Below are 14,483 nucleotides of genomic sequence, written 5' to 3'. Positions count from 1 at the left end.
CGCTCAGGCGCCCGCGCCCCCGAGATAGCGCGCCTCCAGGTGGGCCCGGAACGCCGCCGTGCCGAGCTTCGTCCCGGTGGCGCGGGTGAGCAGGTCGTCGGTGTCGAGCAGGCTCCCCACCGCGTGCACGTGCGCGCGGAGCCAGTCCCGCAAGGGTCCGAAGTCGCCCTGCGCGAGGCAGCCCGGCAGCGCGGGCTCGGTCGTGCGGGCCGCCCGGAACAGCTGCGCGGCCGCCAGGGCGCCGAGCGTGTAGGTCGGGAAATAGCCGAACGCGCCGCTCGGCCAGTGGATGTCCTGGAGGCAGCCGACCCGGTCGTCCGGCACGGTGAGCCCGAGCAGATCGCGCAGCCCGTCGTTGAACGCCCCCGGCAGGTCGCGCACCGCGAGGTCGCCCGCGATCATCGCGGTCTCCAGCCGGTAGCGCAGGAGGATGTGGGCCGGGTAGGTCGCCTCGTCGGCATCCACCCGGATGAAGCCCGGCGCGACCCGGGTGTTGAGCGCGTGAAGGTTCTCTGGCGACCATTCGGGCCCGGATCGCCCGAACGCCGCCTGCAGGAGCGGCGCCAGGAAGGTGAAGAACTCCCGGCTCCGGCAGGCCTGCATCTCGACGATGAGCGACTGGCTCTCGTGCAGGCTCATCCCGCGCGCCGCGCCGACCGGCTGGTTCCGCCACGCCGCCGGCCGGCCCTGCTCGTAGAGGGCGTGCCCGGTCTCGTGGAGAACGCCCATCAGCGACCGGCCGAAATCGGCCGCGTCGTAGCGGGTGGTGATCCGCACGTCGTCGGTGGCGCCGCCGCAGAACGGGTGCAGGCTGATGTCGAGCCGGCCGCGGGTGAAGTCGAAGCCCACCGCCTTCATCAGCGTCAGGCCGAGGTCGCGCTGCACCGTCACGTCGAACGGTCCGTCGAGCGGGAGCGGCGCCGGCCGGGACGCCTGGATCTCCCGGGCGCGGGCGATCAGGTCCGGCAGCCAGCCGGTCAGATCCGCGAAGAGCGGGTCGATGGTCGCCCGGCGCATGCCGGGATCGTAGCTGTCGAGCAGCGCGTCGTAGGGATCGAGGCCGAGGGCCGCGCCCTTCGCCTGGCCGATCTCCCGCTGGAGCCGCAGCACCTCGGCGAGGTGGGGTTCGAGGCGGGCGAAGTCGGCGTCGCGCCGCGCCTCGCGCCAGACCATCTCGGAGCGGGACACGGCGCGGGAGCTCGCCTCGACGAGGTCGCGGGGCACCGCGGTGGCGTGGGCCTGGGCGCGGCGCATCTCCCGCAGGTTGGCGGCGGCCCAGGGTTCGAGGTCCCCGGCCTGCTCGGCCGCCGCCAGCTCCTCGGCGGCCTCGGGGGCGGTGAGCATCCCGTGGGCGAGCCCGCGCAGGATCGCGAGCTGGTCGCCGCGGGCCTCGGCGGCACCCTCCGGCATCAGGGTCTGCGCGTCCCAGCCGAGGATCCCGGCCGCGCCCTCGAGGGCGGCGAGCCGGGCGAAGCGCTGTTCGAGGGTCTGATAGGCGGTCATGCGGTCTCCGTCGGAAAGGTCTCGCGGCGCGACGCTGCGGCTCTCACCCCGCCTGAAGCATCTCCAGTTCCAGCCAGCGGTCCTCCGCCTGCGACAGCTCGGTCTCGGCCTGGGCCAGCATGGTCGAGGCCTTGTCGAACCGCGCCGGGTCGCGGGCGTAGAGCTCGGGGTCGGCGAGGATCGTCCGGAGCTGGGCGATCGCCGCCTCCAGCTTCTCGATGCGGGCCGGCAGGGTCTTCAACTCGTGCTGGTCCTTGAAGCCGAGCTTGGGCTTGCCCGACGGCTGGGCCGCCGGAGCGGCGCGCTCGCGCGGCTCCTTGGTCTTCGGCGCGACGGTGCGCGCCTCGACGCCCTGCCCGCGCTGGACCAGCATGTCGCTGTAGCCGCCGGCATACTCGACCCACCGGCCGGCGCCCTCGGAGACCAGCACGCTGCCGACCACGCGGTCGAGGAAGTCGCGGTCGTGGCTGACCAGGATCAGCGTGCCCTGGTAGTCGCCCAGCATCTCCTGGAGCAGGTCGAGGGTCTCGAGGTCGAGGTCGTTGGTCGGCTCGTCGAGGACGAGGAGGTTGGCCGGCTGGGCCAGGGCCCGGGCGATCAGCAGCCGGTTGCGCTCGCCGCCGGACAGCACCGAGACCGGCGTGCGGGCCTGCTCGGGCGTGAACAGGAAGTCCTTGAGGTAGCCGATCACGTGGCGGCTCTGTCCGTTCACCGTGACACTGTCGCCGCGACCGCCGGTCAGCACGTCGGTGACGGTCATCCCGGGCTCCAGCACGGCGCGGGCCTGATCGAGCACCACCGGCAGCAGGTTCGTGCCGAGCACGACCTGCCCGGCATCCGGCGCGAGCCGGCCCATGAGCAGGTTGATCAGGGTGCTCTTGCCCGCGCCGTTCGCCCCGACGATGCCGAGCCGGTCGCCCCGCATCACCCGCAGGGACAGGCCGTCGACGATCTTGCGCTCGCCGTAGCTCTTCGCGATGTCGCGGGCCTCGACGACGAGGCTTCCCGAGGATTCCGCGTCGGAGGCCTGCATGCTGACGCTGCCCACCGGGCGACGCACCTCGCGGCGGTTCTTGCGCAGCTCGTGCAGGTTGCCGAGCCGGCGGACATTGCGCTTGCGCCGCGCGGTGACCCCGTAGCGCAGCCAGTGCTCCTCGGCGGCGATCTTGCGGTCGAGCTTGTGCTGGTCCCGCTCCTCCTCCTCGAAGAAGGCGTCGCGCCACGCCTCGAAGCTGGAGAAGCCCTGGTCGATCCGGCGCGTCTCGCCGCGGTCGAGCCAGATCGTGGCCCGGGACAGCGCCGAGAGGAAGCGCCGGTCGTGGCTGATGAGTACGAGGGCCGCGCGGGTGCCCTTCAGCTCCGTCTCGAGCCACTCGATCGCCGGCAGGTCGAGGTGGTTGGTGGGCTCGTCGAGGAGCAGCACGTCGGGCTCCGGAGCGAGCGCCTGCGCCAGCGCGGTGCGGCGTCCCTCGCCGCCGGAGAGCTTGCTCGGATCCTCCTCGCCGGTCAGGCCGAGGCTCTCCAGCAGGTAGCGGGCGCGGTGGGTCGATTCGCCCGGCGGCAGGCCGGCCTCGACGAAGTCCAGGGTCGTGGAGAAGCCCGTGAAGTCGGGTTCCTGCGCGAGGTAGCGGATCGTCGTGCCGGGCTGGACGAATCGCCGGCCCCTGTCGGGCTCCGCGAGGCCCGCGGCGATCTTCATGAGCGTCGACTTCCCGGACCCGTTCCGGCCGACGAGGCAGGTGCGCTCGCCCGGCGCGATGGCGAGGCTCGCGCTCGTGATCAGCGGCGTGCCGCCGAAGGTGAGCGCGACGTCCTGGAGGGTGAGGAGCGGGGGAGCGGCCATGGGCCGGCTTATGGCAGCGTGGGGCGGCCTGTTCAAACGGCGCCGCCCCCGTCGATCGACTCCCGGTCAGGCGATCGGGTTGGCCGGTCCCGTCGGCGGGCTGATCTCCGGCGCGCCCGGATCGTTGACCGGGACCTCGGGCGGATGGACGCCCGGCGCCTCGGCCGGGGTGTTCCCGGGGATTTCCGGTCCGGGCGGCTGCGTCGGGGCCTGCGGCGGATCGTAGGGCCGGTCCGGCACGGGCGCCGGCTGCGGCGGAACCTCGGGGACCTGCCCCGGGTCGGCGAGCGTGAAATCGGGCACCGTTATCCTCCGCGAGACCGACGGTGCAGATCCGCACCGTTTCCGCGGAAACAAGGTCCGGCCGATCCGGTTCCGAGCCCTACTTCTTCGTCAGCAGGAGATTGCCCTCCTTGCTCGCCACCTTCTGGATCTTCTCGGCGAACAGGGCGAGCAGGAAAGGCAGCTTCACTTCGAGACGGACGCTCTCCGCGCCCACGTCGATCGTGCCGGCGATCTTCTGCGCCACCGCGGACACACCGAAATCGAGGCGGTCTCCCGTCCAGGCGAGCTGGTCCACCGTGATACCGCTCTTGGCCAGGAAGGCCCGCGCCTGATCCGTGCCGTGCTCGAGGCGCCGCTTGGCCTCGTCGCGGCCGAGGTCGTGCGGGATGTCGACGATGAGGGGCTTGGGCATGGGCGGGTGATCCGAGCTGAACCCGGCAGCAGATGGTGCGTCCGGGTCCGGCAGACAACGCCCCGGAGGCCGCCCCGCCCGCGCGGAGCGGGAGCGGGCCGGGGCGTGGAATACCCCTGAGGGCTCAGTGCACGACCTGCAGCGACACGTAGGTCGTGCCGCCCATGCCGAGGGCGCGGGCGGAGCCGCGCGACAGATCGATGATGCGGCCGCGCACGAAGGGGCCGCGGTCGTTGATGCGGACGACGACCGAGCGGCCGGTCCGCTTGTTCTCGACGCGGACCCGGGTTCCGAACGGCAGGCTGCGATGGGCGGCGGTCAGTCCGTTGGGGTTGAAACGCTCGCCGTTGGCGGTGCGATGGCCGCTCCCGTACCAGGAGGCCGCTCCGCTCTGCGCGGCGGCCGGGAGGCTTGTTCCGACGACGGTGGACAGCATTCCAAGTGAGACAACGAGCTTACCGAAACCAAACGACATTCTCGACGCATTCCCTTTGTTTTTGTCGGGGCGGCGCCAGTCGTGTCCGAAATCGGCCGGAATATGGCAGGCGTTTTCCGGTCGCTGGGGTCATATTTTGGCCGATTTCGTGCTGGTCATGCTGATTACATGAGGGCTTATTTCAGCTTATTTGCGCTCTTGTTGCGGGTGATGCATTGGCGCGTCGTTCCGTGTATTCACCAAGAACTGCCCATGTCGGCCCGCGAAGCCGCAGAATAGGATATCATTCTTAAGCCCTGCGCCGGGTGTGACCCTGCGTCCCGCTGAGGTGGAAGCGGCGGGTGCCGGGCTGCCCGCTGACGACGATGATTGTCGTGCGCGGCTGTTGCCGAAGGATAGGCCGCCGCGGCGGCGCGCGGCCCGCAACGATAGAGTGTTGTCGCCTGGTCGCGGAGGCGCGGTGCGGCGCAGTAACGGTTGCTTAACCTGTCGGATCCTTGTCCGAGCGCCCGGTCGGCAAAATCTGCAGCCCCAGAACGGGACGCGCCGGACGCGAATTCGACAACGTGACCTTTACCGTACCCGGCGCATGGTCTGCAGGTCAGTCGCGTAACCGGTGTTTGCCATGGCTTCCCCGCGTACCGTGGCTGCCGACGCCGTCGCCCGGAAACAGGTCTCGCGTGCCGGGCGGCCCGCGTCGGCGCCACGGATGGGTCTCGTACCCGCCCAGCGTTCCCTGCCCCTCGACCAGGTTCTCGTCGGGGACTGCATCGCGGCCATGAACGCCCTGCCGGCGTCGAGCGTCGACTGCGTGTTCGCCGATCCGCCCTACAATCTCCAGCTCGGCGACGCCGGCCTCCTGCGCCCGGACCAGAGTCGCGTCGACGCGGTCGACGACGACTGGGACAAGTTCGCGACCTTCGAGGCCTACGACACCTTCACCCGGGACTGGCTCTCCGCCTGCCGCCGCGTGATGAAGCCGAACGCGACCCTCTGGGTGATCGGGTCGTACCACAACATCTTCCGGGTCGGGAGCGCGTTGCAGGATCTCGGTTACTGGATCCTCAACGACATCGTCTGGCGCAAGGCCAACCCGATGCCGAACTTCCGCGGCAAGCGCTTCACCAACGCCCACGAGACCCTGATCTGGGCCTCGCGCTCGGCCGACTCGAAGGGCTACACCTTCCATTACGAGGCGCTGAAAGGGGGCAACGAGGACCTCCAGATGCGCTCGGACTGGTTCATCCCCCTCTGCACCGGCGAGGAGCGGCTGAAGGATGCGGAGGGCCGCAAGGTCCACCCGACCCAGAAGCCCGAGGCCCTGCTCGCCCGGACGCTGCTCGCGGCGACCAATCCCGGCGACGTGGTGCTCGACCCGTTCTTCGGCACCGGCACCACCGGCGCCGTCGCCAAGCGCCTCGGCCGCCGCTTCATCGGCATCGAGCGCGAGGCGACCTACGCTGAGGCCGCCCGGGAGCGGATCGCCGCCGTCGAGACCCTGTCGAGGGCCGCCCTCATGGTGGCGCCGACCAAGCGCGCCGAGCCGCGGGTGCCGTTCCTGTCGGTGATCGAGGCGGGCCACATCCGCCCCGGCGAGACCGTGACCGACGAGCGCCGCCGGTTCCGCGCCACGGTGCGCCCGGACGGCCAGCTCGACAACGGCCTCGTCATCGGCTCGATCCACAAGATCGGCGCGCTGGTGCAGGGCCTTCCGGCCTGCAACGGCTGGACCTTCTGGCACGTGGAGCGCGGCGGCAAGCCGGTGGTGATCGACACCTACCGGGCCGGTCTCCGCCAGGCGATGGCGAACGGCTGAATTGCCGCCGTCTTCGCGGGCGCGGCGAAGCGAGCCGGTCGCGCGACGTCTCGAGGCCTCGCGCTGCCCTGGGTCGCTTCGCTGCGCCCGCGATGACGGTTGTCCTACCGCTTCCGGGCCGGCCCCGGCCGCCGCGGCGATGACCGGATCCGCGCCGGTGCGGGCGATGGCTCGACCTCCCCGTCGAACAACTCGTCCGCCTCGGGCGGCGGCGCCGGCGGCGCCTTCGGCTGAGGCTTGGGGACGGCGCGCACGCGCGGACGCGGCTCGGGATCCGGCATCGAGACCGGCGCCTCCATCGCCGCCAGCAGCGGCATCGGCGGCGGTTCCTTCCTGGGGCGCCCGCGCGGCTTCTTCTCGGGCTCCGGCTTCGGGTCGAAGGCGTGCGCCAGGACCTTGCGCATGAGGCCGGGCAGCGGCTCGTCGTCGAGGGCGCTGCGCGGCGTGAAGCGCGTGCCGGCCGGAGCCGGTGTCGCCAGCGCGACGCGGGCCACGAAGACCGTCAGCTCCAGGGGGAAGTGCGTGAAGCCGTGGCGGACCAGCCCCGGGAGCCGCTTCCACCGCGCGTCGAGCGGCGCGTCCAGCAGGGCGGCGGCGACGTCGTAATCCGGCTCCCAGGCGCTCCCCGGCGGCTCGGCCATGTTGCCGAGCAGACCCTCGGGCGGGCGTGTCCGCAGCAGCACCGCCTCGTCGCCGCTGCGGATCGCCACGAAGGCGGCGCCGCGGCGGAGCGCCCCCTTGGCGACCTTGATCTTGCGCGGGAAGCTCTCCTGCGTGCCGAGCGACCGGGCGCGGCAGGGCCGCATCCACGGGCAGAGCGCGCAGGCGGGGCGCTTGGGCGTGCAGATCGTCGCGCCGAGATCCATCAGCGCCTGGGCGAAGTCGCCCGGCCTGTCCGGCGGCACGAGCGCCTGCGTCAGGCGGCGGATCTCCGGCCGGCTCCCCGGGAGCGGGGCCTCCACCGCGTAGGCGCGGCTCAGGACCCGCTCGACATTGCCGTCGACGGCCGCCTCTTGCCGGTCGAAGGCGATCGCGGCGATCGCGCCGGCCGTGTAGGCGCCGATTCCCGGGAGCTTGCGCAGGCCCTCGGCGGTGTCGGGGAAGCGCCCGCCGGCCGCCGCGACCGTTCTGGCGCAGGCGTGGAGGTTGCGGGCCCGGGAGTAGTAGCCGAGGCCGGCCCAGGCGGACATCACCGCCTCCTCGGGGGCCTCGGCGAGGGCGAAGATGTCGGGAAAGCGCGTCAGGAAGCGCTCGAAGTACGGCCGCACCGCCGCGATGGTGGTCTGCTGCAGCATCACCTCGGACAGCCAGACCCGGTAGGGATCCGGGGCCGCGCCGGCGAGCGCCCGCCAGGGCAGCACCCGCCGATGCCGGTCGTACCAGGCGAGCAGGTCGTCGGCGCGCGGTCCGGGACCGGCTTCAGGATCCGTGGCTGTGCGAGGCGGCATGGGCAGGTCGACAGGGGTCGCGCTGAATAGCCGGAGCGCCGCGGCGATCATAGGGCGTCGAAAGCGCCGGCGCGTGCTCCCTTCGTCAACCATCCTGCGCTAACCTTCGCGGATCCACAGGGCCGGAACCACCATGGCGCGCGTCAAACCGCTGGCCGAGCTGATCGAGAGTTGCATCGGGCCGGCCTTCGCGGCGCAGGGATTCGCCTCGACCGACATCCTGGCCGCCTGGCCGGAGATCGTCGGCGAGCGGCTGGCCCGCTACTGCCGGCCGTCCAAGCTGGAATGGCCGAAGCGCCGCCGGAGCGAGTCCGCCACGCCCGAATCCGGCACGCTGGTCGTGCGCGTCGAGGGCGTCTTCGCGCTCGAGTTGCAGCATCTCGCGCCGGTGGTGATCCAGCGGATCAACGCCCATTACGGCTGGGCCTGCGTCTCCCGGATCGTGCTGCAGCAGGACCGGGTCGGGCGCGGCGGGCGAGCGCCCGCGCGCGCGCGCGTCGATCCGGCCGCCGCCGTCGAGGTCCAGCGCGCCGTGGCGGGGATCGTCGATGACGGCCTGCGCGCCGCCCTCGACCGCCTCGGCACCGCCGCCGTGGCGACGCGTCCGGAGCGGTGAACGGTCGATTCGGTCACCTTGCCAGGACGGTCGCGCCCGAGTACCGGCATCCGGACGCCACGACTGATCAATCCGGCGGAGCCTGCCCGATGACGACGCGACGCGACGCTCTCAAGTTCTCCGGCCTCGCCCTCGGCGCCGGCCTCGCCCTGCCCTATCTCGGGCGGCCTGCCCAGGCGCAGAATTCCGAGATGGCGGCCCTGCTGCAGCCGGGCCCGCTCGGCGACGTCTGGCTGGGCCCGGCGGACGCGAAGTGCACGATCATCGAGTACGCCTCGATGACCTGCTCGCACTGCGCCGCCTTCCACCGGAACACGTGGCCGACCCTCAAGGAACGCTACATCGACACCGGCAAGGTGCGGTTCACCCTGCGCGAATTCCCCCTCGACCCGCTGGCCACCGCGGCCTTCATGCTCGCGCGCTGCCAGGGCGATTCCAAGTACTACCCGATCACCGACCTGCTGTTCGACCAGCAGGCGGCCTGGGCCTTCACGCCGAAGCCCGTGGACGCGCTGGAGCAGATGCTCCGGCAGGCGGGCTACAACAAGCAGACCTTCGAGGCCTGCCTGAAGGACCAGAAGATCTACAGCGCGGTCAACGCCGTGAAGCAGCGCGGCCTCGACGTCTTCAAGGTGGATTCGACCCCGACCTTCTTCATCAACGGCGAGCGCTACACCGGCGAGATGACCGTGGAGGGCATGGAGAAGGTGATCAAGCCGATCATCGGCGCCTGATCGACCGGTCGGAGCCTCGTGCGCGGCGCGGCTCCGGCGCATCGCCCGAAGTTGGAATACCAAACTGAAATCAATTACTTACGGTGTATGGGGTTCGCCTTGACACTCAAGATAGGCGAAACTATGGTGCGCCCCGCTTGCTGGGGGTGTCCAGCCGGTTCCACAGCCTCCCGCCCGATGAGTTTTGAGCCGTGAACGGCGACGATCCGAGGGACGGGAAAGGGACCGAGCAGACGCCGACGGACAGCGAACTCTCCGCGAGGCTCAGACGTCTCGAGACGCAGATCGAACGGAAGCGGCCGCAGGCCGCTCCCGATCCTTCCACGCGCCCTCGGAACGGCGGGCCATCCTCGCTGGGCCAGGCCATGACGCTCTCCACGGAGTTCGTCGCGGGCGTGATCGCGGGGGGCATACTCGGCTGGATCGTCGATCATGTCTTCGGGACGAAGCCCTGGGGCCTGATCGTCCTCCTGATGCTGGGGTTCGTCGCGGGGGTCTACAACGTGATGCGGGTGTCGGGTTTCGCCGGCGCGCGTCCGGGACGGCGCGATCGGCAGGAGCCATAAGGCGCGCCGGTCAGTGGGGAATGTGGGGCGGCCGACACCCGTCGGCGCGCCGGACAAGAAGGGCGGAAGCGGGAATGGCGGTCACGATCGACCCGATCCATCAGTTCGAGCTGAAGCCGCTCGTTTCGCTGGGCCATATCGGCCACCAGCAGCTCGCGTTCACGCAGTCGGCCCTCTACATGTTCGCCGCCGTCGGTGTGATCGCGCTCATCACCATCGTGGCGACCGCGTCCCGCTCGATCGTTCCGGGCCGCATGCAGTCGCTGGCCGAGATTTTCTACGAGTTCATCGCCGACACCGTGCACCAGGCGACGGGCGACGGCGGCAAGCGGTTCATGCCGCTCGTGTTCTCGCTGTTCATGTTCGTGCTCGTCCTGAACCTGTTCGGGATGATCCCCTACGCCTTCGCGGTGACCAGCCACCTGATCATCACCTTCGGCCTCGCGGCGCTGGTGATCTCCACCGTGGTGATCTTCGGCGTGATGAAGCACGGCACCCACTTCTTCGGCCTGTTCGTGCCGTCGGGCGTGCCGAAGCCGCTCCTCGCGATCCTGGTGCCGATCGAGGTGATCTCGTTCATCTCGCGCCCGATCAGCCTGTCGGTCCGTCTGTTCGCCAACATGCTGGCCGGCCACATCGCGATGAAGATCTTCGCCTTCTTCGTGGTTCAGCTCCTTCTCGCGGGCGCCTGGAGCGTGCTATCGCCGCTCCCGCTGTTCCTGACGATCGCGCTGACCGCTCTCGAGTTCCTCGTTGCGGCGCTTCAGGCCTACGTCTTCGCGACGCTGACGGCGATCTACCTCAACGACGCCCTTCACCCCGGCCACTGATCGGCCGGCTCCACCCGCCGCAAACGTCATCGCACGTTTCGATCTGAAGAGACCTCAGGAGTTACCATGGATCCCGTCGCTGCGAAGTACATCGGCGCCGGCCTCGCCTGCCTCGGCATGGCGGGTGCGGGCATCGGCCTCGGCAACCTGTTCGGTCAGTTCCTCGCCGGCGCCCTTCGCAACCCGTCCGCGGCCGACGGCCAGCGCGCCACCCTGCTCCTGGGCTTCGCCCTCACCGAGGCGCTCGGCATCTTCTCGCTGCTGATCGCGCTGCTGCTGCTCTTCGCCGTCTGATCGGCGCCGGAGCCCGCGGTCCCCGCGGTCTCCTCCCGGGCTCCGGCCCGATGAACGGGTGGACGCTCCCGCGACGGGGCGTCCGCCTTCGTCCGTCACCGCGCCGGCGGTGGCCTCAGCGAACGGTGTCAGTGTAGCGGTCTCATGGCGCAGCCCAATCCCCTCACCACGCCGCCCCCGGGCGCCGACACGCAGGTCGTGCCGGGCCATGTCGAGCATACGGAAGCGCATTCGGGCGCCTTCCCGCCCTTCGAGACCTCGGGCTTCCTGGCGCAGCTTATCTGGCTCGCCCTGGCCTTCGGGCTCCTCTACTACCTGATGGACAAGATCGCGCTGCCGCGGATCCAGTCGATCCTGCACGCCCGCGCCGAGCGCCTGCGTGCCGATCTGGACCAGGCGCAGGCGATGAAGGCCGAGGCGGACGCCGCCGGCGTGGCCTTCGAGACCGCCCTCCGGGATGCCCAGGGCAAGGCGCGCGACATCGCGCAGACCACCCGGAACGAGCTGGCCGCCGAGGCCGAGACCAAGCGCAAGGCGCTGGAGGACGAGCTGAACGCCAAGCTCTCCGCCTCCGAGGCGACGATCCGCACGCGGACCGAGGCCGCCATGGGCAACGTCCGCACCATCGCGGGCGAAGCCGCGTCGGCGATCGTCGAGCGTCTGACCGGGCAGGCCCCGGACCGGACGAGCCTCGACCGCGCCCTCGACGCCACCGCACACTGACGGGATCCCACGATGCTGCTCGAAGCCGAATTCTGGGTCGCCGTCGCGTTCTTCATCTTCATGGGCATCGCCTGGAAGGTCGGCGCCTTCTCGGCGATGACCAAGGGCCTGGACGGCCGCGCCAACCGCGTCCGCCACGAGCTCGACGAGGCCAAGCGCCTGCGCGAGGAGGCCGCCGCCGTGCTGGCCGACTACAAGCGCCGCCGCGCCGAGGCCGAGAAGGAGGCCGAGGCGATCGTCGCCGGTGCCCGGGAGGAGGCCGAGCGCGCCGCCGAGGAAGGTCACCGCAAGCTGGACGATTTCCTCGCCCGCCGCACCAAGGCCGCCGAGACCAAGATCGCTCAGGCCGAGGCCCAGGCCGAGGCTCAGGTCCGCGCCGCCGCCGCGGAGGCTGCCGTGAAGGTCTCCGAGACGATCCTGCGCGAGCGGATGCAGGGCGACGCCGCCCAGAACCTGATCCGCGCGAGCCTCGGCGAGGTGCGGACCCGCATGCGCTCCTGAACCGGACGCAGCGCCGCGACGTTCGAGAAAGCCGCCTCCGGGCGGCTTTTTTCATGGGCGACGGCCCTCCCGGCGCGCGCCGATGCGGTCTCCGCCGGCGCCGGGTCGGGGGACGCGCCGCGCAAGAGGTGCTGCCGACGACGGGCGGGATCGGCGCGGCCCGCGGCGAACACCGAGGCCGTGACCGGCGTTCCCGATCGGTGAGGATGCGGAGACGTCATGGCGGAGAGACCACGGATCGTGATCGTCGGCGGCGGCGTCGCCGGGATCGAGGTGGCCACGAGCCTCGGACGCGGCGGGCGGGCCGACGTCACCCTCGCCGATCGCAGCCTCTCGCATGTCTGGAAGCCGATGCTGCACACCTTCGCGGCCGGCACCGCCCGGGCCGACCGGCAGAAGGTGGACTTCTTCGCCCAGGCGCGCCGCAACGGCTTCCGTTTCCAGCCCGGCGCCCTCGTCGGCATCGACCGGCAAGCCAGGCGCGTCCGGCTCGCGGTCGAGGCCGCGGAGGGGCTCCCGGAGGTGGAGCGCGCCTACGACCTGCTGGTGCTCGCCATCGGCAGCCGCGCCAACGATTTCGGCACGCCGGGCGTGTCCGAGCATTGCCTGACGATCGACGACCTGACCGAGGCCGAGCACTTCCACCAACAGCTGCGGTGCCATCTCCTGGCCCGGCTCGACGGCGGCGGTCTGCTGCAGATCGCCATCGTCGGCGGCGGTGCGACCGGTGTCGAGCTGGCCGCCGAGCTCAAGCACGCCATCAACCTCCTCGCCGACTACGGCTCGCCCGACCTGCCGGGGCGCCTGCGCCTGACGCTGATCGAGAGCGGGCCGCGCCTGCTGCCGGCCTTCCCCGACAAGGTCTCCCGCGCCGCCGCCCGCACGCTGTCGGATCTCGACGTGGAGGTCCGGACCAACGCGACGGTGACGGCGGCGGACGCGCAGGGATTCGTCCTGAAGGACTGCAGCCGCATCCCGGCCGGGCTGAAGGTCTGGGCCGCCGGCGTGAAGGCGCCGGACGTGCTCGCCGGCCTCGACGGCCTGGAGCGCTCCCGGACCGGGCAGCTCGTCGTCCGCCCGGACCTGCGCACGACCCGGGATCCGGCCATCGTCGCCCTCGGCGACTGTTCAAGCCTCACCGATCCCCGGACCGGCCGACCCGTACCGGCGACCGCGCAGGCCGCCCGCCAGGAGGCGCAGCACCTCGCGCGGCATCTCGGCCGCGCGCTGGCGCGCGGGGACGGGACGGCCTCGGACCTGCCGCCGTTCCACTACGTCGAGAAGGGCGCGATCGTCTCGCTGGCCGACTTCAACGGCTGGGGAACCCTCGGCCGCTACACCTTCGGCGGCGGGCACCTCAACGGGCTCTCGGCGCGGCTGACGCACGACCTCCTGTACCGGCAGCACCAGATCGGGCTCTACGGGCCGCTGCGCGGGACGATGACGTGGGTCCTCGACGATCTTGACCACCTGATCAGCCCGCCGGTGCGGCTCGACTGAGGCGGCCGGCGCGGATCCGGAGTCCCGGGGGCCGCGCCGTGCCGGCAGCGGCTCGCGCCTGCGATCCGCGTCCCGCGGCCTCAATCCGGCCGTTCGCCCTCCACCGCCTTGGTCTCCTCGACCTCGGGGGCGACCTGCCCGTAGTTCAGCACCGCCACCAGCGTCACGCCGCCGAAGGTGTTGCCGAGGAGGGTCGGCAGGAAGAACTTCACCGCGTAGTCGTGCAGCGACGCGGCGTCCGTGACCACGAGGTAGAAGGCCTCGACGGAGCCGGCCACGATGTGGGCGAGGCTGCAGAGCGCGACCAGCCACGTCATCAGGAGGATCACGAACGGCGCCGCGCTGGCGGTGGCCGGTAGGAACCAGACCATCAGGGCGATCATCCACCCGGCGAAGACGGCCTTGATGAAGGTCACCCAGAAGCCGTGCGCGATGGCGTCGTGGCTGATCTCCGCGAAGGCCCTGAGGACCGGCGGCTCGAAGGCGCCCGAATAGGCCAGCAGCGCCGCGATCGCGAGCGTTCCCAGGATGTTGCCCGACAGCACGATCATCCAGAGCCGGATGACACGGACAGCCGTCTTCACGGAGCGGTCGTGCAGCAGCGGCAGGATCGGCGTGATGGTGTTCTCGGTGAAGAGCTGCTGGCGCCCGAGAACGACGACGAGGAAGCCGACCGCGTAGCCCATCGAGCTGACGATCTTGGCCCAGTCGGTTTCCGGCAGGTGGCTGCGCAGGACGCCGGGTACGATCAGCGACAGGGCGATGCTGAGGCCGGCGGAGAACGCCGAGAGGAACAGCGCGAGGCCGTGGCGCCGCAACTCCTCGTCGCCCTCGAGACGTATGACCTCGTGCAGCACGTAGGCGTCGGGCCTGCCGATCTCGGAGACTTCCTTCAGCAGTTCGTCCCGCCGCGCCTCGGGATTGGCCCGCTTGTCCTTGTCCCGCACCATCCGACAGCTCCGCTACGCAACCCGAT

The 14,483-nt window shown here is 71.1% G+C and carries 16 protein-coding genes; 9 read left to right on the top strand and 7 right to left on the bottom strand.

The genetic code is table 11. The features are described from left to right. Window positions 1-3 precede the first annotated feature (3 nt). The 5 genes from BKE41_RS04545 to BKE41_RS04525 all read right to left on the bottom strand — a co-directional run bounded on the left by BKE41_RS04545 (window position 4) and on the right by BKE41_RS04525 (window position 4,518). On the bottom strand, window positions 4-1,503 hold the full coding sequence (locus tag BKE41_RS04545; protein ID WP_012317728.1) for a carboxypeptidase M32: 1,500 nt from the start codon (window positions 1,501-1,503) through the stop codon (window positions 4-6). A 43-nt stretch (window positions 1,504-1,546) separates the two neighbouring features. Beyond that, window positions 1,547-3,346: an ATP-binding cassette domain-containing protein gene (locus BKE41_RS04540; RefSeq protein WP_043073167.1), complete on the bottom strand. Its 1,800-nt coding sequence runs from the start codon at window positions 3,344-3,346 to the stop codon at window positions 1,547-1,549. Window positions 3,347-3,412: 66 nt separating this feature from the next. Continuing rightward, entirely contained in the window at window positions 3,413-3,649 is a 237-nt protein-coding gene (locus tag BKE41_RS04535; RefSeq protein ID WP_012317726.1) for a hypothetical protein, read from the bottom strand. A gap of 79 nt (window positions 3,650-3,728) precedes the next feature. Continuing rightward, window positions 3,729-4,043, bottom strand: coding sequence for a polyhydroxyalkanoic acid system family protein (locus tag BKE41_RS04530; RefSeq protein ID WP_012317725.1), 315 nt, complete (start codon window positions 4,041-4,043; stop codon window positions 3,729-3,731). A 124-nt stretch (window positions 4,044-4,167) separates the two neighbouring features. Beyond that, window positions 4,168-4,518 carry a septal ring lytic transglycosylase RlpA family protein gene (locus BKE41_RS04525; RefSeq protein ID WP_012317724.1) on the bottom strand — a complete coding sequence of 117 codons (351 nt, stop codon included), beginning with the start codon at window positions 4,516-4,518 and terminating at the stop codon, window positions 4,168-4,170. Window positions 4,519-5,104: 586 nt separating this feature from the next. Here BKE41_RS04525 and BKE41_RS04520 point away from each other — a divergent pair. Next, the gene (locus BKE41_RS04520; RefSeq protein WP_280944485.1) at window positions 5,105-6,295 is read left to right on the top strand and encodes a site-specific DNA-methyltransferase; all 1,191 of its coding nucleotides are present in this window, start codon (window positions 5,105-5,107) and stop codon (window positions 6,293-6,295) included. Window positions 6,296-6,399: 104 nt separating this feature from the next. On the opposite strand, the gene mutY is transcribed toward BKE41_RS04520, so the two are convergent. Further along, complete coding sequence (gene mutY / locus BKE41_RS04515; RefSeq protein ID WP_063110043.1) at window positions 6,400-7,743, bottom strand: A/G-specific adenine glycosylase; 1,344 nt, start codon at window positions 7,741-7,743, stop codon at window positions 6,400-6,402. Between the two features lie 133 nt (window positions 7,744-7,876). Here mutY and BKE41_RS04510 point away from each other — a divergent pair, with 133 nt between their 5' ends. The 8 genes from BKE41_RS04510 to BKE41_RS04475 all read left to right on the top strand — a co-directional run bounded on the left by BKE41_RS04510 (window position 7,877) and on the right by BKE41_RS04475 (window position 13,507). Continuing rightward, window positions 7,877-8,359, top strand: a complete 483-nt coding sequence (locus tag BKE41_RS04510) for a DciA family protein (RefSeq protein ID WP_070998601.1) — start codon at window positions 7,877-7,879, stop codon at window positions 8,357-8,359. A gap of 89 nt (window positions 8,360-8,448) precedes the next feature. Continuing rightward, window positions 8,449-9,093 carry a DsbA family protein gene (locus BKE41_RS04505; protein ID WP_012317720.1) on the top strand — a complete coding sequence of 215 codons (645 nt, stop codon included), beginning with the start codon at window positions 8,449-8,451 and terminating at the stop codon, window positions 9,091-9,093. A 191-nt stretch (window positions 9,094-9,284) separates the two neighbouring features. Then, on the top strand, window positions 9,285-9,659 hold the full coding sequence (locus BKE41_RS04500) for an AtpZ/AtpI family protein (RefSeq protein ID WP_012317719.1): 375 nt from the start codon (window positions 9,285-9,287) through the stop codon (window positions 9,657-9,659). A 74-nt stretch (window positions 9,660-9,733) separates the two neighbouring features. Next, window positions 9,734-10,489, top strand: a complete 756-nt coding sequence (locus BKE41_RS04495; protein ID WP_012317718.1) for a F0F1 ATP synthase subunit A — start codon at window positions 9,734-9,736, stop codon at window positions 10,487-10,489. A gap of 66 nt (window positions 10,490-10,555) precedes the next feature. Then, the gene (locus BKE41_RS04490; RefSeq protein ID WP_007566773.1) at window positions 10,556-10,783 is read left to right on the top strand and encodes a F0F1 ATP synthase subunit C; all 228 of its coding nucleotides are present in this window, start codon (window positions 10,556-10,558) and stop codon (window positions 10,781-10,783) included. Window positions 10,784-10,927: 144 nt separating this feature from the next. Then, entirely contained in the window at window positions 10,928-11,506 is a 579-nt protein-coding gene (locus BKE41_RS04485; RefSeq protein WP_012317717.1) for an ATP synthase subunit b 2, read from the top strand. A 15-nt stretch (window positions 11,507-11,521) separates the two neighbouring features. Then, window positions 11,522-12,007 carry an ATP F0F1 synthase subunit B gene (locus BKE41_RS04480; RefSeq protein WP_174805088.1) on the top strand — a complete coding sequence of 162 codons (486 nt, stop codon included), beginning with the start codon at window positions 11,522-11,524 and terminating at the stop codon, window positions 12,005-12,007. A gap of 219 nt (window positions 12,008-12,226) precedes the next feature. Continuing rightward, the gene (locus BKE41_RS04475; protein WP_070998600.1) at window positions 12,227-13,507 is read left to right on the top strand and encodes an NAD(P)/FAD-dependent oxidoreductase; all 1,281 of its coding nucleotides are present in this window, start codon (window positions 12,227-12,229) and stop codon (window positions 13,505-13,507) included. Window positions 13,508-13,587: 80 nt separating this feature from the next. Here BKE41_RS04475 and BKE41_RS04470 read toward each other — a convergent pair whose 3' ends face one another. Continuing rightward, window positions 13,588-14,457, bottom strand: coding sequence for a formate/nitrite transporter family protein (locus tag BKE41_RS04470; RefSeq protein WP_012317714.1), 870 nt, complete (start codon window positions 14,455-14,457; stop codon window positions 13,588-13,590). Window positions 14,458-14,483 lie beyond the last annotated feature (26 nt).

This window comes from Methylobacterium sp. C1, from assembly GCF_001854385.1.
Lineage (GTDB): Bacteria > Pseudomonadota > Alphaproteobacteria > Rhizobiales > Beijerinckiaceae > Methylobacterium > Methylobacterium radiotolerans.
This window is presented reverse-complemented; position numbering and strand designations above follow the sequence as displayed.

What these genes read in the sequence shown, in the direction of transcription:
- BKE41_RS04545 (WP_012317728.1), bottom strand. Translation starts at nt 1,503, where the DNA reads ATGACCGCCTATCAGACCCTCGAACAGCGCTTCGCCCGGCTCGCCGCC.
- BKE41_RS04540 (WP_043073167.1), bottom strand. Translation starts at nt 3,346, where the DNA reads ATGGCCGCTCCCCCGCTCCTCACCCTCCAGGACGTCGCGCTCACCTTC.
- BKE41_RS04530 (WP_012317725.1), bottom strand. Translation starts at nt 4,043, where the DNA reads ATGCCCAAGCCCCTCATCGTCGACATCCCGCACGACCTCGGCCGCGAC.
- BKE41_RS04525 (WP_012317724.1), bottom strand. Translation starts at nt 4,518, where the DNA reads ATGTCGTTTGGTTTCGGTAAGCTCGTTGTCTCACTTGGAATGCTGTCC.
- BKE41_RS04520 (WP_280944485.1), top strand. Translation starts at nt 5,105, where the DNA reads ATGGCTTCCCCGCGTACCGTGGCTGCCGACGCCGTCGCCCGGAAACAG.
- mutY (WP_063110043.1), bottom strand. Translation starts at nt 7,743, where the DNA reads ATGCCGCCTCGCACAGCCACGGATCCTGAAGCCGGTCCCGGACCGCGC.
- BKE41_RS04510 (WP_070998601.1), top strand. Translation starts at nt 7,877, where the DNA reads ATGGCGCGCGTCAAACCGCTGGCCGAGCTGATCGAGAGTTGCATCGGG.
- BKE41_RS04505 (WP_012317720.1), top strand. Translation starts at nt 8,449, where the DNA reads ATGACGACGCGACGCGACGCTCTCAAGTTCTCCGGCCTCGCCCTCGGC.
- BKE41_RS04495 (WP_012317718.1), top strand. Translation starts at nt 9,734, where the DNA reads ATGGCGGTCACGATCGACCCGATCCATCAGTTCGAGCTGAAGCCGCTC.
- BKE41_RS04490 (WP_007566773.1), top strand. Translation starts at nt 10,556, where the DNA reads ATGGATCCCGTCGCTGCGAAGTACATCGGCGCCGGCCTCGCCTGCCTC.
- BKE41_RS04485 (WP_012317717.1), top strand. Translation starts at nt 10,928, where the DNA reads ATGGCGCAGCCCAATCCCCTCACCACGCCGCCCCCGGGCGCCGACACG.
- BKE41_RS04475 (WP_070998600.1), top strand. Translation starts at nt 12,227, where the DNA reads ATGGCGGAGAGACCACGGATCGTGATCGTCGGCGGCGGCGTCGCCGGG.
- BKE41_RS04470 (WP_012317714.1), bottom strand. Translation starts at nt 14,457, where the DNA reads ATGGTGCGGGACAAGGACAAGCGGGCCAATCCCGAGGCGCGGCGGGAC.